The organism is Nostoc sp. (genome assembly GCF_036917555.1).
Lineage (GTDB): Bacteria > Cyanobacteriota > Cyanobacteriia > Cyanobacteriales > Nostocaceae > Nostoc.
This window is the reverse complement of record NZ_JBALDD010000037.1, coordinates 1-23,225: the sequence shown is the minus strand read 5'-3', so window position 1 is coordinate 23,225 and position 23,225 is coordinate 1. Positions and strand designations below refer to the sequence as shown.

The 23,225-nt window shown below is 42.1% G+C and carries 23 protein-coding genes and 3 pseudogenes; 11 read left to right on the top strand and 15 right to left on the bottom strand.

Annotation, left to right across the window (positions count from 1 at the left end; all coding sequences use genetic code 11):
- Nucleotides 1-75 precede the first annotated feature (75 nt).
- The 4 genes from V7K60_RS15485 to V7K60_RS15470 form a co-directional block, all read right to left on the bottom strand.
- On the bottom strand, nt 76-231 hold the full coding sequence (locus V7K60_RS15485) for a hypothetical protein (protein ID WP_334926755.1): 156 nt from the start codon (nt 229-231) through the stop codon (nt 76-78).
- 3 nt (nt 232-234) lie between these two features.
- Nucleotides 235-642: a Uma2 family endonuclease gene (locus V7K60_RS15480; protein ID WP_334926754.1), complete on the bottom strand. Its 408-nt coding sequence runs from the start codon at nt 640-642 to the stop codon at nt 235-237.
- 182 nt (nt 643-824) lie between these two features.
- Entirely contained in the window at nt 825-1,193 is a 369-nt protein-coding gene (locus tag V7K60_RS15475; protein ID WP_334926753.1) for a hypothetical protein, read from the bottom strand.
- On the bottom strand, nt 1,171-2,799 hold the full coding sequence (locus V7K60_RS15470; protein ID WP_334926752.1) for a Na/Pi cotransporter family protein: 1,629 nt from the start codon (nt 2,797-2,799) through the stop codon (nt 1,171-1,173). The genes V7K60_RS15475 and V7K60_RS15470 overlap by 23 nt, the downstream gene beginning before the upstream one ends.
- Before the next feature lie 399 nt (nt 2,800-3,198).
- On the opposite strand from V7K60_RS15470, the gene V7K60_RS15465 reads away from it, so the two are divergent.
- Nucleotides 3,199-3,540 (top strand): hypothetical protein, encoded by a 342-nt coding sequence (locus tag V7K60_RS15465; protein WP_334926751.1) that lies wholly within the window; start codon nt 3,199-3,201, stop codon nt 3,538-3,540.
- 36 nt (nt 3,541-3,576) lie between these two features.
- Here the strand turns inward: V7K60_RS15465 and V7K60_RS15460 are convergent, their stop codons facing one another.
- The 5 genes and pseudogenes from V7K60_RS15460 to V7K60_RS15440 form a co-directional block, all read right to left on the bottom strand.
- Nucleotides 3,577-4,050: a hypothetical protein gene (locus V7K60_RS15460; protein WP_334926750.1), complete on the bottom strand. Its 474-nt coding sequence runs from the start codon at nt 4,048-4,050 to the stop codon at nt 3,577-3,579.
- An 81-nt stretch (nt 4,051-4,131) separates the two neighbouring features.
- The gene (locus tag V7K60_RS15455; protein WP_334926749.1) at nt 4,132-6,417 is read right to left on the bottom strand and encodes a PhoD-like phosphatase; all 2,286 of its coding nucleotides are present in this window, start codon (nt 6,415-6,417) and stop codon (nt 4,132-4,134) included.
- A 381-nt stretch (nt 6,418-6,798) separates the two neighbouring features.
- Nucleotides 6,799-8,190, bottom strand: coding sequence for a malic enzyme-like NAD(P)-binding protein (locus V7K60_RS15450; RefSeq protein WP_334926748.1), 1,392 nt, complete (start codon nt 8,188-8,190; stop codon nt 6,799-6,801).
- A 326-nt stretch (nt 8,191-8,516) separates the two neighbouring features.
- A pseudogene (locus tag V7K60_RS15445) lies at nt 8,517-8,807 on the bottom strand (photosystem II q(b) protein); the annotation flags it as partial.
- Nucleotides 8,807-9,028: pseudogene (locus tag V7K60_RS15440) on the bottom strand (Uma2 family endonuclease); the annotation flags it as partial. The pseudogenes V7K60_RS15440 and V7K60_RS15445, both read right to left, overlap by 1 nt.
- A gap of 100 nt (nt 9,029-9,128) precedes the next feature.
- Between V7K60_RS15440 and V7K60_RS15435 the strand changes: the two are divergent.
- The 4 genes from V7K60_RS15435 to V7K60_RS15420 all read left to right on the top strand — a co-directional run bounded on the left by V7K60_RS15435 (nt 9,129) and on the right by V7K60_RS15420 (nt 11,316).
- Nucleotides 9,129-9,599 carry a hypothetical protein gene (locus tag V7K60_RS15435; RefSeq protein ID WP_334926747.1) on the top strand — a complete coding sequence of 157 codons (471 nt, stop codon included), beginning with the start codon at nt 9,129-9,131 and terminating at the stop codon, nt 9,597-9,599.
- Nucleotides 9,562-9,906, top strand: coding sequence for a helix-turn-helix transcriptional regulator (locus tag V7K60_RS15430; RefSeq protein ID WP_334926746.1), 345 nt, complete (start codon nt 9,562-9,564; stop codon nt 9,904-9,906). Before V7K60_RS15435 ends, V7K60_RS15430 begins: the two co-directional genes overlap by 38 nt.
- Before the next feature lie 262 nt (nt 9,907-10,168).
- Nucleotides 10,169-10,477, top strand: a complete 309-nt coding sequence (locus V7K60_RS15425) for a KGK domain-containing protein (RefSeq protein WP_322638021.1) — start codon at nt 10,169-10,171, stop codon at nt 10,475-10,477.
- 158 nt (nt 10,478-10,635) lie between these two features.
- Nucleotides 10,636-11,316 (top strand): Uma2 family endonuclease, encoded by a 681-nt coding sequence (locus V7K60_RS15420; protein ID WP_334926745.1) that lies wholly within the window; start codon nt 10,636-10,638, stop codon nt 11,314-11,316.
- 4 nt (nt 11,317-11,320) lie between these two features.
- Here the strand turns inward: V7K60_RS15420 and V7K60_RS15415 are convergent, their stop codons facing one another.
- The 3 genes from V7K60_RS15415 to V7K60_RS15405 form a co-directional block, all read right to left on the bottom strand.
- The gene (locus V7K60_RS15415) at nt 11,321-11,527 is read right to left on the bottom strand and encodes a hypothetical protein (RefSeq protein WP_334926744.1); all 207 of its coding nucleotides are present in this window, start codon (nt 11,525-11,527) and stop codon (nt 11,321-11,323) included.
- A 188-nt stretch (nt 11,528-11,715) separates the two neighbouring features.
- The gene (locus tag V7K60_RS15410) at nt 11,716-13,878 is read right to left on the bottom strand and encodes a tetratricopeptide repeat protein (protein ID WP_334926743.1); all 2,163 of its coding nucleotides are present in this window, start codon (nt 13,876-13,878) and stop codon (nt 11,716-11,718) included.
- Nucleotides 13,835-15,187 (bottom strand): P-loop NTPase fold protein, encoded by a 1,353-nt coding sequence (locus V7K60_RS15405; RefSeq protein WP_334926742.1) that lies wholly within the window; start codon nt 15,185-15,187, stop codon nt 13,835-13,837. The genes V7K60_RS15410 and V7K60_RS15405 overlap by 44 nt, the downstream gene beginning before the upstream one ends.
- A 168-nt stretch (nt 15,188-15,355) precedes the next feature.
- Between V7K60_RS15405 and V7K60_RS15400 the strand changes: the two genes are divergently transcribed.
- Nucleotides 15,356-15,940 (top strand): Npun_F5749 family FMN-dependent PPOX-type flavoprotein, encoded by a 585-nt coding sequence (locus V7K60_RS15400; protein ID WP_334926741.1) that lies wholly within the window; start codon nt 15,356-15,358, stop codon nt 15,938-15,940.
- A 45-nt stretch (nt 15,941-15,985) separates the two neighbouring features.
- Here V7K60_RS15400 and cysE read toward each other — a convergent pair whose 3' ends face one another.
- Together cysE and V7K60_RS15390 are read right to left on the bottom strand one after the other, a co-directional pair.
- A complete protein-coding gene (gene cysE, locus V7K60_RS15395; protein ID WP_334926740.1) occupies nt 15,986-16,750 on the bottom strand; it encodes a serine O-acetyltransferase in 765 nt (254 codons plus the stop codon).
- A gap of 137 nt (nt 16,751-16,887) precedes the next feature.
- Entirely contained in the window at nt 16,888-17,379 is a 492-nt protein-coding gene (locus tag V7K60_RS15390; protein WP_334926739.1) for a hypothetical protein, read from the bottom strand.
- Nucleotides 17,380-17,872: 493 nt separating this feature from the next.
- On the opposite strand from V7K60_RS15390, the gene V7K60_RS15385 reads away from it, so the two are divergent.
- The gene (locus V7K60_RS15385; protein WP_334926738.1) at nt 17,873-18,178 is read left to right on the top strand and encodes a hypothetical protein; all 306 of its coding nucleotides are present in this window, start codon (nt 17,873-17,875) and stop codon (nt 18,176-18,178) included.
- A gap of 69 nt (nt 18,179-18,247) precedes the next feature.
- Here V7K60_RS15385 and V7K60_RS15380 read toward each other — a convergent pair whose 3' ends face one another.
- Nucleotides 18,248-19,909: a DUF3352 domain-containing protein gene (locus tag V7K60_RS15380; protein WP_334926737.1), complete on the bottom strand. Its 1,662-nt coding sequence runs from the start codon at nt 19,907-19,909 to the stop codon at nt 18,248-18,250.
- A 158-nt stretch (nt 19,910-20,067) separates the two neighbouring features.
- On the opposite strand from V7K60_RS15380, the gene V7K60_RS15375 reads away from it, so the two are divergent.
- The 4 genes and pseudogenes from V7K60_RS15375 to V7K60_RS15360 form a co-directional block, all read left to right on the top strand.
- Entirely contained in the window at nt 20,068-20,400 is a 333-nt protein-coding gene (locus V7K60_RS15375; protein ID WP_334926736.1) for a rhodanese-like domain-containing protein, read from the top strand.
- Between the two features lie 472 nt (nt 20,401-20,872).
- Nucleotides 20,873-22,045, top strand: coding sequence for an HrcA family transcriptional regulator (locus V7K60_RS15370; RefSeq protein ID WP_334926735.1), 1,173 nt, complete (start codon nt 20,873-20,875; stop codon nt 22,043-22,045).
- A 122-nt stretch (nt 22,046-22,167) separates the two neighbouring features.
- Nucleotides 22,168-22,842, top strand: coding sequence for a DUF2834 domain-containing protein (locus V7K60_RS15365; RefSeq protein ID WP_334926734.1), 675 nt, complete (start codon nt 22,168-22,170; stop codon nt 22,840-22,842).
- Nucleotides 22,843-23,109: 267 nt separating this feature from the next.
- A pseudogene (locus tag V7K60_RS15360) lies at nt 23,110-23,225 on the top strand (photosystem II q(b) protein); the annotation flags it as partial.

The window sequence follows — 23,225 nt, the reverse complement described above, 5'->3', positions numbered from 1 at the left end:
TGCTTCAAACTGCCAAAGTTCAACCCTCCTTTTGCTGAAACTGGCTCAATAACCAAGTTCCAACTTCAGATTGACTCATTTCACGACTTTGCGTAAAGCTTCTTCTAAAATAGCGTAGGCGTAGCCCGTCGTAGACATCGCCAATCCAGGCAATACCTGTGATTCTTGAATACGTTTACTGCCTTGATCTGCGATCGCATAAGCTATAATTTCGGCATTTTGGACATCCACTACTCAGTATTCAGCAATACCCAATTCTTCATAGAGCGTAGACGCAAAGCGGCTTGTCGTCAGACATCGCTTTGTACCCAAGTCATCCAACAGAGATGTTTTAGCAATTTCAATCACCAAATCCGGTGCAGGATACCGATCAAGTTTAACAATTCCTGTACCTGCTGGGATAGTTTGGGCGCGTTCTCTGAGGTAATATGCCACATCAGGCTGACAGTCCTGAACACCAGTTTTACGAAAAGTGGTTGTATCTAAACCTGTTGCTAGTATTCCTTTAAGTGCCGCAAACAGAGTTACCGCAAAAATAATTACAACATGGTCTTTATCTTTACCATGATCAAAACTAACTGGTGCCATCTCCAGCCTCATGTGCCCCTTATAGTAGTAACTCTTTGCCTTCTCGTTGAGCAAGTTAGCGATCGCTTGCTCATACTCTTGCCAAGAAGCACAAATCCATATATCTGTCGGTAACGGGGTCTAAGTTTCACTCATTGCCTAACCCTTGTGCCAGTAAGCTATATCTCTTGTAACTCAAATTCTAAACTTCTAGCTCAACTCTTTAACCTCTGAAGTGCAACCTTCCAGTTCTGAGGTTAGATAATGGGGGTTAGAAGGCGATCGCTCTCAAAATTCCCATTTTTAACCTTTGAACTTGAAGCTTCGACCTTTTTGCTCGAACATTGAGCTTCTGAACTCGAAAGTTCCACCTTTTTACTTGAACGTTGAGCCTCTGAACTCGGAACTTCGACTTTTTTACTTGAACGTTGAGCCTCTGAACTCGGAACTTCAACTTTTTTGCTCGAACGTTGAGCCTCTGAACTCGGAACTTCGACCTTTTTGCTCGAATGTTGAGCTTCTGAGGTTAAAACTTGGGGGTTTGAGGTTGGATGATGAGGGTTAGAAGGCGATCGCTTCTTCTGCTCAAACCTGTCAACAATATTACAACTCTCCCTGAATAACACGGGCAATGCTACAGGTGTGGGAGAGAATACGACTCATCGCATTAACCATCTCCAAATGAATGGAGCTGGCATTAAGACTCACAGAATCTCCTGAACTGAGATGCTGGTGATGCCTTAGATAAATTTCCCGCTTCATTTGGTTGAGCGATTGCCGCTGCGCCAAAACTTCACCTGCGATCGTTGGATCTTGTGCAGCCAGCCCTGTCAGTGTTTGTTGCAGCAGTGCCAGCACATCACCGTGGTAAGTAACAATGTCGTTCCACTCTTGCTGAGAAAAAACAATTTGTTTGCGTCGTTTGCGTCGAGCTAATCGCATGAGTTGTCGGTCGATGATGTCGCCAATTGCCTCTAACTCCGTACTGATATAAAGCAATGTCAACTCCCGTTGCGACTGTTCCTCCGTCAGTAATTCATCATTGAGTTGAATTAGGTAATGCTTGATAGCAGTTTCCAAATCGTCAAGCTGGTTATCAAGTGCCCCAATCTGTTTAGGCAAATCTTTCACCCCGTCTTCAAACGCCTGAATACTAAGCTGTAGCATCTCTGTTGCCAAATCCGCCATCCGCAGAATTTCTCGCATTGCTTGACCGAGTGCGATCGCAGGTAATGTCAACGCATTGGGATCAAGATAGCGCACACTCAGTTTCTTTTCTGCTTCAGGTTCTGGTAGCAGTCTGGTAGCAAAGTCTGCAAGTGAATTTGCTAGTGGTACAAAAACGATCGCCAGGATCAAGTTGAATCCCAGGTGTGCCAATGCTACTTGTGTTGATGGATTGGGCAGCAGACGAGTTAATAACACCGCCAAGGGATTCAGCAATGCCAACGCCAATACTCCCCCAGCCAGCCTCGTGCCAACATAAATGAATCCTAGTCGGCGGGCAACGACGCTGCCTCGGTTCAATGCAGTGAGTAACGGCATGAGTGTTGTACCGATATTGGCACCCAGTGTTACTGCCAGAGCAGCTTCCAGTGGGAGGGCATGTGCCCCAGCTAGTACCATTACGATTCCAATCGCCGCGATGCTGGAGACAAACACAGCTGCCAGCAGCACCCCCAGTAGTATCAACACCAAGGGAGACTGGGAGAGTACCTGCATAATGTCATTCGTAATCGAACTATCGGCAATGGGGGCACTACTGGCGTCAATCATCGCCAAACCCTCCAACACCAATCCAAAACTGAATACGCCACGCCCAAGATCCCGCACAGCCTTGCGTCGGGTCAACAAAGCAAATGCTGCCGCTAAACCCAAGAACTCTTGTGCATAGTCAGTGATGTGGAAAGCCAGCAGTTGCACTACCAATGTAGAGCCAACAGCAGCTCCCTGTAGCATGATCACTGCGGTTGCTAATGGCACCAACTGGGCGCTGACTAGTCCCACCATCACCGAGGCAGTTGCTGTGGAGCTTTGGGTTAGCATGGTTACGATTATACCTGACACAAAAGCTGCAATTGGACGCTTCGCCAGCGTTATCATGGCAAGCCGCAGACGTGAACCCAATGCCCGCTCCATTGCATCAGTAACTTGTTTTACACCATAAAGAAGCAGCGTGGAACCCCCAATTAACAATATGAGGATTTGTGTAGGGTCGTGAGTCTTGAGCATCAGCACACTTACCTTGCTAACGTTTTAAAAAATACTTAAAGTCAATAAGTTTACCGTATTTTAATAGTAATTTAAGAATAAGTTAAAATCAGGTTAAATAAACATGGTACGGTGTATTCAAGAAATACCCAAAATGTAGAATTCTAATCAAATAGGATAAGCCCTTTCAAGATGGGTAAAAATATTGGTCAATCAATCCCTTTTTACCCTCTTACCTCTGTGTTCTCTGGGTCTGGAGTAGTTAGATAAATTACTTTTAAACCGCAGAGGTACACAAAGAAGTCAGAGCAGTGGCTTCCACCGTTCTGAACTTGGGTGAGCGCTGAGAAAAAACAATCTTATTTTACGAGTCACCTTGAAAGGGCTAGTTTTAGAACCCTTAATAATGACCCTTCAGAGATGATTTTTCGGGATAAATACTTCTGCGTAGGCGTAGCCCGTCGTAGACATCACCTTCAAAATCTCAACTTTCAACCTTTGAACTCGGAAGTTGCACCTTTTTACTCGAACGTTGAGCCTCTGAACTCGGAAGTTGCACCTTTTTGCTCGAACGTTGAGCCTCTGAACTCGGAAGTTGCACCTTTTTGCTCGAACGTTGAGCCTCTGAACTCGGAAGTTGCACCTTTTTACTCGAACGTTGAACCTCTGAACTCGGAAGTTGCACCTTTTTGCTCGAATGTTGAGCTTCAGAACTCGAAATGTCGTGCTTTTAACTCTAACATTCAAGTTCTGAAGCTCTAATGTTTTACTTTTGACGTGCAACTACCAACTTATTTTCTACAACATTGGTTCTTTAGGCTCCAGCTTTACAGGTTTACGAGTAAATCGTTTTCCCATTTCCGCAACCACTGTATCTAAACCCGCCCCTTGCCCACTGGCTTTGGCGTAGCTATACACCTGCAACGCGGCTGCATAAGCTTCACTGCCCACTGCCAAAGAAGTATCATCCACGAGTTCTTGCAATTGTGTCAAAGATAACAACACCGGATACAACGCTTCAAATAATTGCACGTCCTTTCGCATTTCATTCAAATCGAACGATCGCGGTAAAAACTCTGGGTTCTGCGCCGCCACCTCTAATGCTTTGCTTACAAAGGCGCGACTTTTATCGCCCATTTTAGGTAAAGTCTTGCGATCGTCGGAACTCAAATCAACTAAAAATGGTAACTTTTCTTTAATCGTGCTAATCGCTTGCAACACAGCATCTCTCTCTGTTTGTGCCAGTGTTGCACTAATTGGGGTCGTAGACATAGAAATCACTCTCCAGTATGTTTCTTAAATCTAGAGTGCCCACATATACAACTAAAATTTCCATTCACACAGCAAAGCTGATCATCGTAATAAAGACTGATTGGGCGTTAACTGGCTCTCAAAACGGCTGTAAACAATTTGGGTTGGATACCAACAAGAAAACCAGTACAAATCTTGCATAACTTTGCAAAAATTACTCTCATCTGCTAACTCAAAGTGAACCACAGCTAAATTATTCAATCCAACAACTTCTCGTCCTTCCTGAAACCAACGAGATTTCCAAAATATCAGGGGTTGCAACCATTTCCATTTAGCATTTTCGGCTCGTTTCCAAGGAGCTATCAACGATAATATATCTGCTGTGTAGGTAGAAGTCTGAACACTGTTTCTAGGTATCCACTCCAGCACACAATGCCAGTCAGGGTCATTCAGCAGCTGACGATTATGGTGTAATTGTTTCTCGGAAATTTCTACCATATTGGGTGGGTTGATCCAGCCGATCCAATGTCGCATCTTTTCTGGGAGGAGCCAATCTTTCAATCGTGTATGAATCAGCCGCGTCAAAATCTCTTCATTCTTCAATGCACTAGCGGTTAACTGTACCAAGACAGATTGTAATTTGGAATGGGTACGTGCATAAGATAAGTGAGCAACAGAACTGTAGTGAATATCTCCAGATAGAATCACGACTTGTTGACGTTCCTCAAACAAAGTAATTAGGAATTTTGCCAGGGCTTCAACATTAATGTTCCAGGCATCTCCAACATCTGTTGAAAAAACTTTTTCCTGGTTTAAGTGCCAATGATGAATCCAATCAATCACTTGTAATCCAAATACATTAGTGGGCGCAATCACAAATGTAGTTTGAATCTGAGTTTGTTCAGTTACTTGTTGTAAAGGTAAAAGTAGTTGTTGCTCAAAAGCCTTTGGACACAACAGCATCGGTGGGGCAATTGGTTTTTGATCGGCTGGATAACCCCGCCATGTACGTGTATCCAGCACAATTACTTCATGGCAATCGCTGCGGACTATGTAGTTCCAAGTCAGTGCTTCAGGATCTCGATCCAGAATGAATACTGAACCGTCTCGGACTAAAATAGGTAAGTCTGTATGGGGATCGTTAGCTGGCATCCCTACATAACGAGCGATCGCCTCATCAGCCTTTGCATCCGTTCCTTGGGAAGCTGACCAAGCTTGTGCAGCCACCAACAGCTTTTCACCTGGTTTTCCTTCTGTAAATTGCCCTGGTGTATTGCCCCAGCCTTGAAATACTGTATAGGCTAACAATGCATTTTGGACTATTCTTCGCCCTAAGGGATGCCCCAGTACTCGCAAACACCAAGCTTGGTTCAAATTCCAGTCATCACTAACATCATGGTCATCAAAGATGCTGTGCATGGGGATATTGGCAAGGGCGCGGCGCACTTTCCAAAGCGTGTAGATGAATTGGCGCAAATGCTGGACTTCTCGGTTCCACTTCCTGATAGCATGGCGATCGCGCATTACTTGATCTCCTTGGGGAAATGCTGTCGGCCAGCACACTGGCGACCAAGCTAGTAAATAAGTAGCGTAATATTCACCCAGACTGAAAAGATGACTGTTGACTTTCTCAGCTTTATTATGTAATCCTGCGGTCAAGCCAGCTTGATTTGTTGCAGCATCAGCCCGCTCTCCAGGGGGTAGCTGTTGGGGAGTGCAATACACTCCATTCATCGGCAGTTGTTCTTCCCAACCCAACAGGGCATCACCAAGAGTAGTGGCAACCCACAACGATGGATCTGCTACATCATCTCCATAAATTTGATCTCCCGTGAGGAACAGCTGATGAGGGCGGCGTTGGGGTTGATTTGCTGACGCCTGAATCATACTGTCGAGAATTGGCAGCGCATCAAACCCATGACCATGAGGTTTACGGCAGGAAGCATGGACAATTTGCAAATCTTGAAGACGGTTTGGCGGTAGAGCAAAGGTTGGTTTTTGATGATCGAAGTAGCTGATGCTGACTGTAGAAGAGGAGTTTAAACATAATGCTTGTTGCATTTGCGTGGTTTGGTCAGCAACAGTAAACTGGAGGTCGTATGCATAGATGCAACCTCCAGTAAGACGATGTTCAACTTTAGACCGAGCCGTGATCGCAACTACATGAAGATATTTACCCAGAGCAACAGTAGAGCGTTCTCCCTCCAATAAACAATTTTTTAGTGCTTTACCATCATTTGTTGTGTCATAAACCTTAAGTTTTACCTGACAAGACTGTTTCAGTGCTACCCATACTGTCACTGACTCTGGCTCAGTATGTTTGAGGATTGGCCCCCCTAAAATCAGTGGTAGTTCTTGTAAAAACTCGTCCCCAACTTGATACTTCATTGCAAACAGTTGACAAAGTGACGGTGTTTTAGATGTGTTACTTTGCTCCTAAACTGGTAGCCCCAACTCATCTAACCACCAATCATGCATCAATTCTCATTTGTTTAACATCAGTTCATAGCACAAATTGATTGCAGGCTAAAAGCTCAGGGACGAGCGAGACGCCCATCCCATAAAAGTGATTATTTGAAGTTAACAAGAAAGAATTCAGGAGTCAGGAGCCAGAATACCCTTTCAGGGAAGCAAGCTATAGAATTGAATTGGAGCATCTGAATAAACAGTGAGACATCGCACCAAATTTTGAATTTGGTGGTCAACTTTCATAGTGACTGGTCTAAATCTCCAATGGAAAAGCATTCTGAATTCTGAATTCTCTTTTAATCAATTTTGGGCGATACCTTCTTCCCGTGCGGCACGTTGCACAGCAGCAGCAACAGCAGTAACAACCCGCTCATCAAAGACTGAAGGAATAATATGTTCCCGATTCAAGTCTGAAGGCTTAACTAAAGAGGCGATCGCACTTGCGGCTTCTAAGTACATTCTGATAGTAATTGTCTGTGCCCGACAATCTAAAGCACCACGAAATACTCCAGGAAAAGCAAGGACGTTATTGATTTGATTTGGGTAATCACTGCGACCAGTTGCGATGACAGCAACATCTTTACTGATTAATTCTGGCTGAATCTCTGGAATCGGATTTGCCATTGCAAAGATAATTGGATCTTTCGCCATCGATTGCACCATTTCTGGTGTCAAAACTCCTGGTACGCTGACTCCAATAAATACATCTGCTCCTTGCATTGCACCTGCTAACGTACCTTGAGCTTTCACAGCAAATTCGAGTTTTTCCTCTGTTAAATCGCTGCGACTAGTAGAGATAATCCCTTTAGAGTCGCACATCCAGATTTTTTCTGCCCCAGCTTTACGGAGTAACCGAGCGATCGCCACTCCCGCCGCCCCAGCACCATTAATCACAATGCGAATTTCCGCCATTGATTTATGTACCAGTTTCAGGGAATTAAATAACGCTGCCAAGGTGACAATTGCTGTACCGTGCTGGTCATCGTGAAAAACGGGGATATCTAATTCTTGGCGTAATCTCTTTTCAATTTCAAAGCAGCGAGGTGCAGCAATATCCTCTAAATTCACGCCCCCAAACACCGGAGCAATATTCTTAACTGCTTGGATAATTTCTTCTGTATCTTGGGTGGCGAGACAGATGGGAAAAGCATCCAGCCCTGCAAATTCCTTGAATAGCATTGCTTTGCCTTCCATGACTGGTAGGGCTGCGGCTGGGCCGAGATTTCCCAAACCCAAAACGGCACTACCATCGGTAACAATGGCAACGGTGTTTTGTTTGATGGTTAAGTTGTAAACTTCTTCTGGGTCTTGAGCGATCGCTGTACAAATTCGACCGACTCCGGGCGTGTAAGCCATTGCCAAATCGGAAACACTTTTCAGGGGAATTCTACTGGTAATGCTGATTTTGCCCCCACGATGCAAATTAAAGGTGCGATCGTAAACACTGAGTAACTTGATGTCTGGCAATGCTTTGACTGCTTGCACAATGGTTTCAGCGTGTTCAGTACTAGCAGCATCTACAGTTAGATCGCGGGTAGATTCTTTGCGGGTTTGCTCGATTAAATCAATTTGACCGAGATTACCACCAGTGGTTGCGATCGCCTGGGTTATCGACGCCAACATCCCTATACGATTGGGAATCTGCAAGCGCAGTGTCAAACTAAAACTAGAATTAGGAGTTAGGTCTGCCATGTTGATTTTGGATTTTAAGTTTTAGATTTTATATTAAATTGAGACAAAAACTAAAATCTGAGATTTGTAGTTTGTAGAAACACAATGTATGTAAACTCTTGGGATTATCGTCAGTAGTTAGTTTACTCACTGCTTACAGTTTTGATAATTATTTTTATTTATACCAATGCATTTACTAATATAAATGAGTAACAATTTAGTAATTGTACCCAAATACACCAGATATTTTTTTTATATTTTATCTGTGGAAATATTTGTATAACTATAGCTTCATGCATGAAAAAAGCGCCCTCTGTCTAGAGGGCGCCGTGAATTTTAACTTACAATCAACCGTGAATTATAGGTGCGTAGGCGTAGCCCGTCGTAGACATCGTTGCCACAGGTACTGCCTCACCCGCCGCTAAATCCAAGGGGAAGTTGTGAGCATTGCGCTCGTGCATCACTTCTATACCTAAATTGGCCCGGTTCAGTACATCTGCCCATGTATTAACTACACGACCTTTGGAGTCAAGAATTGATTGGTTAAAGTTGAACCCGTTGAGGTTGAACGCCATTGTACTGATACCCAATGCCGTCAACCAGATACCAACTACAGGCCAAGCAGCCAAGAAAAAGTGCGATAAACTCCCAACCAGGTAATTAACTGTGCATGAGGTTGGCCATGACTTCTAAAACGCAGGGGTGATGCCACGTAAACAACTCCTTCGATTAATTCTGCTTTTTTATCAGGCATTGCTGTATAACGACGCTCAAATTTGTGGCGGGTTAAGCGATCGCCACTTTCTAAAGGAGGGATAAAAGCGCTATTATCTAAGCCATGTTCCACAGAAGCCGCCATTACCTAATTCATTATCCGCAGGAGTTGTAGCTTGAATTTAACATAGTGGAGCGTGATGTTTTCCATAAGACGCCGAGAGGACGTCTATGCAAATGGGAAAATGAGAGCAAGCAATAAAAATCTTTTTCATTTAACCATAACAATCATCTTTACAGAAGCTGATTTTGATGAACTATGGCTTGAAGGTTTAGAAACAGGTGAAATTACCTGCCAATCCAACGATTCTGAATATATTGAAACGTGGCAACATGAACTTAAAAAAGGGTTTATTCAAGTCATTGAGTTACGTCCTGGTCTCTACTTGCAGTTTGGTAATTATGAAACTCCCATAACTTGGGGCGAAGAGGGTCAACATTCTGAGTCTTTTCCCTTGACTTTAGCCTTTATCATGACAGGCGGTTGCAGAGAGCAAATTTACGGTATTAAAGAGGATAATTGCGAACAGGCGGGAGAAAATTATTTATTTTTTCTGCCCGGAACCTGCGAAATTGAGGTACACCCTACCGGACTTTTACAAAATATCTGCATTCGAGTTGAGCCTCATTTGCTGCGATCGCATTTATCAAGCTAGGGAAATTTTAATCAATAATCTTTATAACCCAGTATCTTTAATCGCTTTAGCACAACAAGTGGGACTTAATCAACGCAAACTCAAGCAAAGATTTCGTCATGTATTTGGTAATACCGTCTTTGGATACTTGCATGATTACCAAATGCAGCAAGCACAAAAGCTACTGTTAGCAGAAAAAATGACTGTTGCAGGAGTTGCAGCTAAAGTAGGTTATGCCAGCCCCACAGCTTTTTGTGCTGCTTTCCGACACAAATTTGGCATTAATCCCAAGGCTTACCAGATAGCAGGTAGAATCTCTCTGGGTTAAGCTTCCATAACTTTATTTACCCCCCGCCTATCAGCGTCCCCCCTTACCAAAACTACTGTGTGAATTACCCCCCTTAATCCCCTGATGTATTGGGGGGAAGAGGGTTGGGCAGGGGTAAAGCGAGAATTATAGGCTAATTTACCGGACATGAAATTATTACTAAATTTTTATTTGACCAGCACTAAATCTATAAAATCATCATTTTATTTCGGATGAACTGTTATATCTCTGGAAAATATAGATTTATTGACAGGAGATTTTTATGGAAGATGGATTCGAGATACTAAACCATGATGAAGTTGTGTCTATAGAACCAGACACTTTTAATAAGTTAAATATTGCTAAAACCTTTAAAGTCCGTGATTTGATTACAGCAATTAAAGAATATGTTGGAGCAGAAGAAACAGATGAAGTAAATTTGTATACCCAAGGATTAAATTGTGAAGTTTTACAATTTAGTACTTTGGGATGGAAAAAAGGAAAAGTTAGACTTGCTTTAGAATTTTGTCCTGATGAATCTGAGTCACCACTTGATGAAATTTTTCAAAAACTCAAACAAGTGGAAAATTAATATCCAATGAGCAAAATAACCCCGACTTCATTAAGAAGCGGGGTTCTGAGTCTCTCGATGTTTGCAATGAAAATAGGGTGTGCTGAATTGCTGAATTGCTATCAAAATTAATTAATAAAATAAAGATGCACTAATCACCGAAAAACAGTAAGCCCATCATGCTAAATTACGATCCATTAGCTTGCTTACCTTCATCTGAGGAGTTACCTGACTCTGACGATACCCCCGTGGATAATGAATTACAAGATTTGATTCCCGGTTTACTTAAAGCGCTTCTGGCAATGGCTTGGCCAGAATGCATGGATTGGTTTTTTGGCGTAGATATGGGTATTTATTATGACCCGGACTTACCGCTGATAGTACCAGATGGGTTTTTGAGTCTAGGCGTAGAGCGGTTTTATGATGAAAACCTTCGTCCCAGTTATGTGCTTTGGGAAGAGAGAAAAGTACCGATATTAGCGTTGGAAGTGGTATCTCAAAACTACCGTGGCGAATACTCAACTAAGAAAGCGGAGTATGCAAAACTAGGGATTTTGTATTATGTAATCTATAATCCATTTCGTTGCCAAAAGCCACGGTTGGAAGTATACAAATTAATTAATGGTAGTTACACTGCACTAGAAGATAGTAGTCCCGTTTGGCTACCAGAGATTGGTTTAAGAATTGGTATGGAACGGGGAACTTATCTAGGCATTCCCCGCGAGTGGTTGTATTGGTATGATCGGCAAAGGCAAAGGCTTTTAACACCACAAGAACAGGCTCAACAAGCTGAAAGACGCGCCCAATTATTAGCAGAAAGATTAAGATCGCTCGGTGTAGATCCTGATTCTCTCACCTGAATTGCTATACAGACTTATCAACGAAGCTCCGAGGTTCACGAATGAAGCTTTGAGGTTCACGAACGAGTATAAAAGACTCGTCCACGAGTATAAAAGACTCATTCACGAGTATAAAAGACTCGTCCACGAGTATAAAAGACTCATCCGCGAGTATCAAAGACTCGTCCACGAGTATAAAAGACTCATCTGCGAGTATCAAAGACTCGTCCACGAGTATAAAAGACTCATCCGTGAGTATAAAAGACTCGTCCGCGAGTATAAAAGACTTATGACAGCATTTTCATTTATTTAAAAAATACTCTCGCGTTCTTCTCTGCGCTTCTGCGCCTCTGCACAAGACAAAAATCTTTCGGTGCTGTAATTACGAATTACGAACTTGTACTGAGCGTAGCCGAAGTATTACGAATTACGCATTACCCTATCAAGACTTGCACTTACACTTTCAGCATCCGGTGACTTCAATCGCTGCAAAATCTCTAAAGTTGGTTGCAAATAGGATATCGCTTTAGTGTATTCACCCTGCTGTTCTGCCAAATGTCCTAACCACCACAGAGTCATTGCTTGGCCTTGGACATCTCCAATGCCTTCTCTTATTTCCAAAGACTGATTGAAAAGTGCGATCGCTTCATCCACATCCCCTTTGTTGGCGTAGATACCTGCCAGTTGGTGCAACGTCGCCGCTTTGCCTTGGACATTACCAATGCGTTCTTCTATTTCCAAAGACTGATTGTAGAATGCGATCGCTTCATCCACTTTCCCTTTGTTAGCGTAAAGAATTCCCAGATTGCTCAACGTCGTTGTTTTGCCTTGGACATTACCAATGCGTTCATTTATTTCCAAAGACTGATTGAAAAGTGCGATCGCTTCATCTACTTCCCCTTTGTTGGCGTAGATACCTGCCAGTTGGTGCAATGTCGCCGCTTTGCCTTGGACATTACCAGTGCGTTCATTTATTTCCAAAGACTGATTGTAGAGTGTGATCGCTTCTTCCACTTCCCCTTTGTTGGCGTAGATAATTCCCAGACAGTACAACGTCGCTGCTTTGCCTTGGACATCTCCAATGCGTTCTTTTAATTCCAAAGACTGATTGTAGAGTGCGATCGCTTCATCCACATCCCCTTTGTTGGCGTAGATACCTGCTAGATTGTGCAACGTCGCCGCTTTGCCTTGGAAATTTCCAATGCATTGTGTTATTTCCAAAGACTGATTAAAAAGTGCGATCGCTTCATCTACTTCTCCTTTGTTAACGTAAAGAATTCCTAGATTGCTCAATGTTGCCGCTTTACCTTGGACATTTCCAATGCGTTGTGTTATTTCCAAAGACTGATTGTAGAGTGCGATCGCTTGATCCACTTCCCCTTTGTTAGCGTAAAGAATTCCCAGATTGCTCAACATCGCAGCTTTGGTTTGGACATCACCAATGCGTTCAGTTATTTCCAAAGTCCATTTGTAGAGTGCGATCGCTTTATCCACATCCCCTGTGTCAGCATAGATACCTGCTAGTGCGTGCAACGTCGCCGCTTTGGTTTGGACATTACCAATGCGTTCAGTTATTTCCAAAGACTGATTGTAGAGTGCGATCGCTTTATCCACATTGCCTTTGTTGGCGTAGATACCTGCTAGTTCGTACAACGTCACCGCTTTGCCTTGGACATCACCAATGTATTCAGTTATTTCCAAAGACTGATTGTAGAGTGCGATCGCTCTATCCCATTCTCCCAAATCATGATAGGTGTCACCCAGTTCGTGGAGAACGCTGGCTTTGATTTCTGCTAGATTTTCATCTTCTTCAGTCAACTTCAAAGCTTTTAGCAAAAAATATTCTGCTTTTTCTGCCTCAGCAATACTCCTATAAGCTGCCCCTAATTCCTGCAAAATAGTAATGCGGGTACGTACATCTGTTGATTCTTCCATTAGCAAGCGTTCAAGTAAATCAATCCGCTCTTGCCTTTCTGGTAAATCTAAACTTCCTAATATTCTCTCAGACTGAATTGTTTTTTCCAAAGCCAATTCTTGAGTAGACTCGACTGTTTGAAAATAAAATACTCCTTTTCTCCATGCCCAAAAATCTGGAGCATACTTTGCCAAACGTGTTAAGGCATGATCTGGCAGAAATATCAGTATAGGGTGAGGAACACTATTAGTAAAAGCGTCTCGGACAAAGTTCAAGTCTTGCAGTACAGGGGGATATTCTCCAGATAAACCAATAGACTTTTCTAAACCTATAACAATTAAAACTAATTTCTTATCTAGTTCTAAATGAATTCCTTTTAAATCACGAATAATCTCATCCCTTAAAAAATACAAATTAGGGTCGCCAAAATTGAGAAGTTCAAACTGAATCTCATGACATTGAGGATGGTTGTTGAGGATTTCAATTAAAGTATTTCTATCTTCAGCAAAATTAACAGCAACGAACCCAATCGTTAACTGAGTATCAGCAAAGTCAATAAAGGTTAACAGTTCCGCTAATGACTGCTGATTTATTTGCACAAAAGTTTCTTTTTCTAAATTTAACTCAGGGGTTACTTGTGGCTGATTTGACTGCTTCTTGGAAAGCATAGATTTGCCTCACAACTGGATTAACATAATTCCAGCGATTTTTGCCGTTATATTCAAAAACCCAAAGATTGAACAGCATTAATCTGCCGATTTCATCTTTAGAAACATCCTTATTGACATATACCGCAGCCAAAGCAGAATAGTATTCTGTTGATATACTCCGCTCAAAATTAAACTGCTCTTGCTTAATCGCATAAGTGATATCATCCGCAGTAACTTTCTCATGCTCACGAGTTGCTGCTGTAATAAATGCTTTTGATGCTATTTGCATCAATTGGCGGATATGACCGCCGCTTGCTTTCGCTAAATCTACCAATAGTTGACGCGATTCAAATACTGCGTCTACTTCAACTCTTTGTTCAACTAAACTCGTAATTGCTGTTATACCATCATCATTATGAGCTAGCTCGTTTTTATCTTGTTCAAACTCATATATATTGACCATCGGCACAATATTGGGTGTGTCGAAGGTATTAGCCAAATTATTTTCAGAATAGACTATAGAAATTGGCGCTGTATAGATAATCGTACAATGTAGACTTTGCAATTGAAATGCGTAATCACAAAATAAGTGTTTAGCTACATTTGGAGGCACTCTATCTAAGTTATCAAAAATAATTAAAAATCCTTTTTCATATTCAGGGTATTTTGATTTAAGCTTAACAAAAGCATCACCTAGCAACAAATTTATATCTGCTTGTAAACGACCAATATCTTTTTGTAAATTCTGACGAACCGTCTTTCTTTGTTTGTCAGCCCCTTTAATTTGAGCCTGTATTTTACCCAATAGCTTTGAAAGAAAGGGAATCTTTATTCCTGCTTCTGCCTCAGCACCGATACTTACTGACCTTTCAACTGTTTGTTCAGTTTCTTGAGTAATTTCTTTAAACCAAGACTCAAAATTCTTTAAAAGTTGTGCATCAAAATTTAATTCAGATGTATATAAGACATCAGCAACTTTTTTAATAATTACCAAATATAAATCTGTGTATTCTGCGTCTAATATATCTAGTTCAGCGTCGGCTTCAATATAAATAACCTTATATTGAGATTCCCATTCTTGCTGAATCTTCCTTAATTCTGTACTTTTACCGCATCCCCGATGTCCAGTAAATAGAAGGCTGCAAAATTCGGCTGGTTCCAGAAAACTTAAGCGAGTTTTAATAGTATTAATTGCCTCTGCCTTGCGAACTTTTGATAAATTAACATAATAACGTTCAATATCTCTATTAGTAACTAAAGGAGCTACATCACAAATACGAAAAGCAGCTTTGAGGGTATTAGCACGATTAGCGGGTAAGGAACTCATCAGGTGTTATTTATATTAATAATTTATATATGCATATTTTACAGCAGTGGAATCTTAAAGCTTCTTGGCGTTAGAGAACTTTTAGGAATTACTAGCGCTCAACCAGAAGTATTGAAGTGGTAGGATGTTCAGGAATACCTGGCGTTAGATTACCAACAGAATTGTATAATGTCTCTTGCTCCTTGGCGAGGTGCGATCGCTCATGCACTCCATCGCAACCGCAGCCTTGTTTATGCCCGTTACCTACAACTAGCAACACTACAAGCGAATGGTCGCCCCGCTAATCGTACCCTAGTCTTTCGCGGCTTTCTAGAAGATACAAACCAGCTAAAATTTATCACCGATAACCGTAGCGCCAAAGCCGCTCAGATACAGCAACAACCTTGGGCAGAAGTTTGCTGGTACTTTCCCAATACACGAGAACAATTCCGCATAACTGGCTGTTTAACCCTGGTAAGCGGTGATGATTATGACCACGATCTACAGCCAGCGCGGATCGCAATATGGCAAGAATTAAGTGATGCGGCGCGTTTACAGTTTGCTTGGCCCTATCCTGGTAAACTCAGAATCCAAGAAGCAGGAGCCTTTGAGCCACCAGCACCTGATCCTGTTGAGCCAGTGGCTAATTTTTGTCTACTGCTACTCGATCCAGTGCAAGTAGACCATTTAGAATTACGCGGCGAACCACAAAATCGATGGCTTTACTGCCGTAACGATCGGCAAGAGTGGTCTAGCGAAGCGATTAATCCGTGATTTAGTCAAGAGTCAAAAGATTGACCCTTAACCCTTAACATTTAACTAAATGCCAGCACCATCTAGAAATTCCTGGATGGTCTTATCTTTAAGGTTGCACCAGCGACTATCGTGGGTTAGCTCATCCTCTTTTGCTGCCAAACAACCCACTAAAACAGGAGTTTTTTCTGAAGAATTGGTGCGCTGAAGAGTTTGTATTTGTTCTTCCAACGCCTCAATCCGGTCTACTAAAGCACGAATTACTTGAGCTTCTGAATCTGGTAAGTTATTGTGTTCAAGAGGTGAAACCCGAACTCCAGAACGATACATAATGCGCCCAGGCACACCTACCACAGTACAGTCTGAAGGCACATCTCTTAAAACAACAGAACCAGCACCAATTCGGACATTATTGCCAATTTGGATATTTCCCAGTACCTTCGCTCCAGCTCCGACTACAACGTTTTCACCCACAGTAGGATGGCGCTTGCCACATTCTTTACCAGTACCCCCAAGGGTGACGCCTTGATAAATTAGAGCATAGTCTCCCACGATCGCAGTTTCACCAATTACTACACCCATCCCGTGGTCAATAAACACACTTTGCCCAATTGTTGCACCAGGGTGGATTTCAATTCCAGTCAAAAACCGAGCCAAGTGAGAAATTAGGCGGGGAATAAAGGGAAGACCAATACTATACAGCCAGTGAGCCAGCCTATGGAATAACAGGGCTTGCAAACCAGGGTAACAAAATAAAACTTCCAACCAGTTACGGGCAGCTGGGTCACGTTCAAATATGATACGAAAGTCAGCACGCAGTATAGATAGCACGAGATAGCACCCTCGGAAAGCACAACAAGCTACTATCCCATATTATCCTCTCAGGTGTTACACCTAAAAATTGGGAATGGGGCATTAGTTATTATCACTTGACTTCTGACTCCTAACTCCTAACTCAGCACTCTGCCTCACTGCTGCTCCACTTTCAGAGTATAATCACGCTTGACTCCAGGATTAAATGTACCTACCCAAATCCGATAGGTGCCCTTTTTCCAGTTGCGATCGCTAACGCTAGCATCTTTACTTTTGCCAGTATCATCGCCGCAACGAATTGTTGTTTGATCTGGGCCTTGGATGATTAAAGTGGTGTCGTTGTTGTTGCTATCAACTTGTATTGTTAGCTGGGAAAAGTCCTTTTCCAAAACCATAATGTGATCTGGTTTGGGATCGGCAAAGCCAATGCAGGCTTTTTGATCGCGATCGCGGTTACTTATGGCAGACAATGAGTAAGAACCACCTGTAAACCCCTGCACTGTTCCTTGTGCTGAATCAAAGTTTGTTGATAAATTCAAAGTGCCAAAGTTTGCTGTCTGTGCTATTGCAGGGGTAGCTGTGATGGCGGTAAGTATAGCCAACAGCCAACCGCCGCAAAACTGAAGTCGGGGGCGACAGTATTTCATAGTAGCCCTCCAACAGGCTTTTAAATGAGTAGTGATATATACATATTCTAGTGAAAAATTTACAGTGAAATTTCAGTTGAATGTGCCACATTAAAATGTGCCACAGTTAATATATTTGAAAGTAAGCAGCTAATTGCTAGGTTGTCTTTCGTTCTTAGCAACTACAAATACTTAACTGATGATTGAGATGTAATTATTTCTGTTGGACGTAGGAGTTTTTATTTGAAACAAAACCCTCAATGGACGATTTTAGTAATTGTTTGGTCTGCTGTATAGGAATCCTAAATGATTTTTCAAAAAATTTACCCCTACTTTGCCAAGCTACTACCTTAAAATTTACTTTATAAATAGTTTCTTAACAACAGTCTTATTAAAAATATTTAACTCTGATGGAATTTTAGTTATTAGCAATTTACTAGGTTTAAACTGTTTTAATTAGACTTGAGAAAAAATTATCTAAAGTTGAAAAATAAACAGCTATAAAACATACAAAATGAAAAAACTTCTGTTGTTACCAGTAGTACTTTCAATCTCGCTACTGGCTGCCAATGCAGTCATGGCAGCTGGATTTAAAAGAGTTCCAGGATGTGCAAAAGATATTGGAGTCGGCAACTATGACTTTGTTTGGGTAATAAAATGTGCTGTTGGTGGTAGTGGTGGTAATGAAATATATCATTTGAATGGTGGCAGTTTCACTAAAGTATCCGGTGCTGCCGTCCCCATAGCAGTGACATCCAACGGTATTCCTTGGGTAGTTAGTTCAGACGGAGGTATTTTTCATTACGAGATAAGAAAGTGATTACGAGATAAGAAAGTGCAGAAGATAAAATAATTTTTTACCTTCTGCACTTGAGGTTTTGTGAAAATTTTACGAATTATGGAGTTGGAAGAAAACCCCGCCTTTGAGCGCTTTTGTGTCAGTTCCATAACTACTAACTGTGAGCGATCGCAGTTTGTTAAAAAACGGTTTACCTAAAACTTCCACTAATTGGAGAATCGGTACTTGACGCTCTAACAAATTCTGGCTCTTTGTCCAGTCAAGATATATATAACCTTGGTTTGGTTTGGGAATTGCAGCGATACTATCTTTGAAATTAGGATTGTCAATTATGGAATTATTCTTAATTGTAAGAATTTCATCCATAGTCTCTAAGTCAGACGTGAAAATTTCGTAATTTCCTAAAGTTGTATGCAATCCCTGTACTTTTGTTTCAATACTGAAAGATGCTCCTTCTTTGACATCACTTTTTTTTGTCGCTGTGGTTAACTCTGTCCAAGCGGAGATTTTTTGCTGCTCTATAGTCAAAGTATTGATGCTGAGTCCATTGGATGAGGCGATCGCATCTAAACGAGCAACGCCTTGTTCTACACCTTCGGATTTTTCCACCACAAAAATCCAATGTGGGGTTATTTGCTCTTTCCCTGGTAACAACGCAATAGCATATTCTCCTTGTACCCAACTAAAAATATCCTCTGGTAAGTTTATACCCCAGCGTTTTTGAACATCCGCCAAAGGTTTTGCTAACCGAGAAACCACATCTTCCCCAGAACCATATATAGTTGCTGTTGCTTGTCTCCAGAGTTTAGCTAAATCACTGTCACCCAAATTACTCAAATTCGAGCCAGAAATTGCTAAACCTGCGGATGCTGGAACATACTGTAATGCTCCCACAGGTTTAGATAGCGGTGCAGATGGAGGGACAATTTCCGATGAAGTCAAAATGGTGGTTTCTGCCAGCAATCCTTTGGAGTTTAACACCAAGGATATAATTTGGCTGTTATAAAGTTGTTCTGGTAACTCTAACCCTTGCCATTTTGCTACGATGGGAAGATTTAAGAAAGCTACAGCTAATCCCCCTTTGAGCCGTTCTTTGGTAGCTTTTTGGTATTCGGGTGAGCTAGTCAAATTCAGATCGGGCGCTTGGACATTATTGATAGCATCTCGTAGTACTTTTGGCTCGTTGGCAAATAAGACGAAGCCTTCACCAACAACAGCACCAGCAAGCAAGTCTTGTTCTGGTTGAGAATTGTCAGAAATCAGTTTTACACCTTTATATTGTTCAACAGCTAAGTTTGCACCAGATAACGCTCGTTTAGAAAATAACAACTCAACAAACTCGCGGCTTTTCTGTGGTTGCTTGGTTGCTAGTACCAACAAATACCCTGGTTGTTGTCCGTTTTCTGGATCGCGATCGATATCTAAGGTAGTGATTGCTAATGTAATTTCATTTCCTAACCAGGGTTGAATGTCTTGTTTGTAATCTATGCCACTCTTGGCGAATAAACTGGTTTTGAGTTTAGATAGTTCCTCTTCCTGCTCTAACGCCTGCAAACGGTCAGGATTGGTCAATAATGAAACCATTGCAGGGGAAAGTTTTGACACGAATATGGCAGCACTAGGCCCAGAGCTAGAAGCAATGAGGTTAGCCGGACTTTTAGCGAAAAACCAGTAAAAGCCTGCGATCACAATTACTAGCAGTGCGATCGCCCCAGCTACGATAAAACCAATAAATGAACGTTGCCTATTCACATTAAACCTATTAAAAAAGACGGTTTACAGCCATTTAAGCAGAAAGCCTAGCAGAATTAATCAACCCCCTTGAGAATGGATACTCATGCAAAGGCAGAGATTTTCTGTCACCATAAATAAGATTAGGACTGTTTATAGGGAATTCTTTTTGTCAACCCATGAACCAAATTAGTGTAGAAGAACTGGCGCAACGTCTTTCTTCTAGTGATGCAAGTATTCAGCTAGTAGATGTGCGTGAACCAGAAGAATTGGCGATCGCTAGCATTGAAGGTTTTGTCAACCTACCTTTAAGTGAATTTGCCGAATGGGGAGATCAAGTACCTACCCTCTTCAATCCCGAAGCCGAAACCTTGGTGTTATGCCACCACGGCATCCGCTCTGCCCAAATGTGCCAGTGGTTGATTGCTCAAGGTTTTACAAATGTGCAAAATATTTCGGGTGGTATTGATGCCTATTCCCAACTAGTAGACCCTTCAATTGCCCAGTATTAGCTTCTGCTCGAATACATCATTCAGATGGGACTTAACTCTTCCATCTGACTTTTGCTATGCTAAAGGCAGAAGTACATTACTTTCAAGGCTTGCCAGAAAGCTTGTAATTTGGGCATCAAGTACATCTGCACGAAACTTTTCGACTGACCCAAATCACACTTTAGCACTAGCCACTGCAAACAAATACGTATCTAATAATACTGTTGCAAGCGTAAATTTGTGCAAAAGTACGGTTAGAAAGAAGCATCATAAGGGTACATTATAATCAGCAGCTTTTGCAAAAAAAAGTTGAGCTACTATTTCAACCCTACTCTTAAAAAATGCTGTATGTATATAAACTTTAAAAATACTTATCAAAATATAGTTATATAATTTGCTATCTTAATGAATTATTAATATTCTTTGTTTTCGATTAAATCCACAAACTTTTTCAGAGTTTGATTAAAATTTGCCTTCAGCAAAACATACCATAATGGAAGTTCAGTTAACAAATCGACAACAGCATATACTTTGGGCAACGGTACGTCACTACATTGCTACGGCAGAGCCGGTTGGTTCAAAGGCTTTGGTTGAGGAGTACGACCTCGGTGTAAGCTCGGCAACAATTCGCAATGTGATGGGCGTTTTAGAAAAGTCTGGATTGCTCTACCAACCACATGCCTCTGCTGGACGTGTACCTTCTGATTCAGGCTATCGCATTTATGTTGACCAGCTAATTACACCTTCTCTGCGTTCGCGCAGCGTGTCGCAGACAGACGCTACGCGTAGCTTGCTTCCACGTTCGCGCAGCGTCCCGCAGGGAAGTGGTACAGAAACTTTAGGGCGAGAAGTAGAGGTAGCACTGCAAAAGCATCTCCAGTGGGAAGATCGGAGTTTAGAAACCCTGCTTCAAGGAGCTGCACAGATTTTAGCAACCTTAAATGGTTGCATTAGCTTGATCACGATGCCGCAAACAACCACAGCGCTATTGCGACATCTGCAATTAGTGCAAATTGAAGCTGGGCGAATCATGCTGATTGTGGTGACTGATGGTTATGAGACACATTCCAAATTGATGGATTTATCGCCAACACCAGAAGAAACCCAACGGGATTCAGAGGTAATCGATCGCGAGTTGCAGATTGTTTCTAACTTTTTGAATAGTCACCTGCGGGGGCGAAGTCTGTTGGAATTAGCCTATCTCAACTGGAGCGAACTAGATCAGGAATTCCAACGCTACGGGGAATTTTTGAAAAACTCAGTTGCCGAATTGACTCGTCGCACTCTTGCACCGACTGCAACCCAAATTATGGTTCGGGGTGTGTCAGAAGTTTTGCGCCAGCCAGAATTTTCCCAGTTACAGCAGGTACAAACGATTATCCACCTGCTGGAAGAAGAACAAGACCAACTGTGGCGATTAATATTTGAAGAACCAGAACCAGAGGACGGTGGTAAACCAAAGGTAACGGTTCGTATTGGTGCAGAAAATCCATTAGAACCGATACGTACCTGCACCTTAATTTCTTCTAACTATCGCCGAGGTTCGATACCTGTAGGAAGTGTGGGAGTTTTGGGACCAACGCGCCTAGATTATGAAAGTGCGATCGCAGTAGTAACATCTGCTGCTGATTACCTCTCAGAAGCTTTCAGTTATTTCAATCCTTAAATCGTATCAGGTGATGTTTAGGGATAAACTACTACGGGTGTAAGCGAATGGACAATATAATAGCAGGCAGATAGCCCAATTTATAGCGGCAAAATCAATAATTAATACTACCAAAATCTTTCATGGTTAGAAAAATTGCCTTTGGTTTGCTGTGGCTGGGATTTGTGGTCTATGCTTTTTTCCTCGCGCCTCCCGATCAACCTGGTACATTCGAGTTGATTAAAAACCTTTCTATCGGCCAGTGGCAAGGCGTTAACCCGTTAGTTGTAGCACTATTCAACCTCATGGGCATCTGGCCTCTTATTTACAGCGCAGTAGTTTTTATTGATGGTAGAGGACAAAAAATACCTGCTTGGCTGTTTTCTACTGCTTCTTTCGCAGTTGGTGCTTTTGCTTTGTTGCCGTACTTAGCCCTACGAAAACCAAATAATCAGTTTCTCGGTCAAAAGAATACCTTGCTCAAGCTGCTAGATTCTCGTGTAACTGGTTTTGTGTTAACGGTAGCCACAGTTATTCTAGTTGCCTACGGTTTAAGAGGAGGAGATTGGGGCAGCTTTGTGCAAGAGTGGCAAACTAACCGCTTTATCAATGTGATGAGTATAGATTTCTGTCTACTCTGCCTATTATTTCCCACATTGTTGGGGGATGATATGGCGCGTCGCGGTTGGAAAAATCCCCAGTTTTTCTGGTTAATAGCGTTGATACCGCTATTCGGCCCATTGGTTTATTTATCTGTGCGTCCACCTTTACCGGAAGTGGGTATAGAGTCCATATCCAAGCAGCCAGCAACAAATTGAAGAATAAAGTGCATTTTTCACAATCCACAATCGTTCGACTGAGCGTAGCCGTTCGCGCAGTGTTCCGCAGGAAAGTCTAAAATCCCAAGTGGTATCACCCAAAGTCCCCCCTTTTTCAAAGGTTTGGGGATTTTCTGTGGGTGCGTAAATCCCAAGAGAAAGTTTTTTCTGAAAGTACTTTACAAAACGCAATAAATTATTTAAGATGTGTAACAGGTAGTCAAACCTACCTAAAATTCATCTGCAAATAATCGCATTTATAAAACAATGACAACAACCTTACAACGTCGCTCAAGCGCCAACGTATGGGATCGATTCTGCGAATGGATCACCAGCACCAACAACCGGATCTACATCGGTTGGTTCGGCGTAGTAATGATTCC

Bases quoted from the DNA above. Each gene is read 5' to 3' on its own strand.
- V7K60_RS15470 (WP_334926752.1), bottom strand. From the start codon at position 2,799: ATGCTCAAGACTCACGACCCTACACAAATCCTCATATTGTTAATTGGG.
- V7K60_RS15465 (WP_334926751.1), top strand. From the start codon at position 3,199: ATGATTTTTCGGGATAAATACTTCTGCGTAGGCGTAGCCCGTCGTAGA.
- V7K60_RS15460 (WP_334926750.1), bottom strand. From the start codon at position 4,050: ATGTCTACGACCCCAATTAGTGCAACACTGGCACAAACAGAGAGAGAT.
- V7K60_RS15455 (WP_334926749.1), bottom strand. From the start codon at position 6,417: ATGAAGTATCAAGTTGGGGACGAGTTTTTACAAGAACTACCACTGATT.
- V7K60_RS15450 (WP_334926748.1), bottom strand. From the start codon at position 8,190: ATGGCAGACCTAACTCCTAATTCTAGTTTTAGTTTGACACTGCGCTTG.
- V7K60_RS15435 (WP_334926747.1), top strand. From the start codon at position 9,129: ATGAGAGCAAGCAATAAAAATCTTTTTCATTTAACCATAACAATCATC.
- V7K60_RS15425 (WP_322638021.1), top strand. From the start codon at position 10,169: ATGGAAGATGGATTCGAGATACTAAACCATGATGAAGTTGTGTCTATA.
- V7K60_RS15420 (WP_334926745.1), top strand. From the start codon at position 10,636: ATGCTAAATTACGATCCATTAGCTTGCTTACCTTCATCTGAGGAGTTA.
- V7K60_RS15410 (WP_334926743.1), bottom strand. From the start codon at position 13,878: ATGCTTTCCAAGAAGCAGTCAAATCAGCCACAAGTAACCCCTGAGTTA.
- V7K60_RS15405 (WP_334926742.1), bottom strand. From the start codon at position 15,187: ATGAGTTCCTTACCCGCTAATCGTGCTAATACCCTCAAAGCTGCTTTT.
- V7K60_RS15400 (WP_334926741.1), top strand. From the start codon at position 15,356: ATGTCTCTTGCTCCTTGGCGAGGTGCGATCGCTCATGCACTCCATCGC.
- V7K60_RS15390 (WP_334926739.1), bottom strand. From the start codon at position 17,379: ATGAAATACTGTCGCCCCCGACTTCAGTTTTGCGGCGGTTGGCTGTTG.
- V7K60_RS15385 (WP_334926738.1), top strand. From the start codon at position 17,873: ATGAAAAAACTTCTGTTGTTACCAGTAGTACTTTCAATCTCGCTACTG.
- V7K60_RS15375 (WP_334926736.1), top strand. From the start codon at position 20,068: ATGAACCAAATTAGTGTAGAAGAACTGGCGCAACGTCTTTCTTCTAGT.
- V7K60_RS15370 (WP_334926735.1), top strand. From the start codon at position 20,873: ATGGAAGTTCAGTTAACAAATCGACAACAGCATATACTTTGGGCAACG.
- V7K60_RS15365 (WP_334926734.1), top strand. From the start codon at position 22,168: ATGGTTAGAAAAATTGCCTTTGGTTTGCTGTGGCTGGGATTTGTGGTC.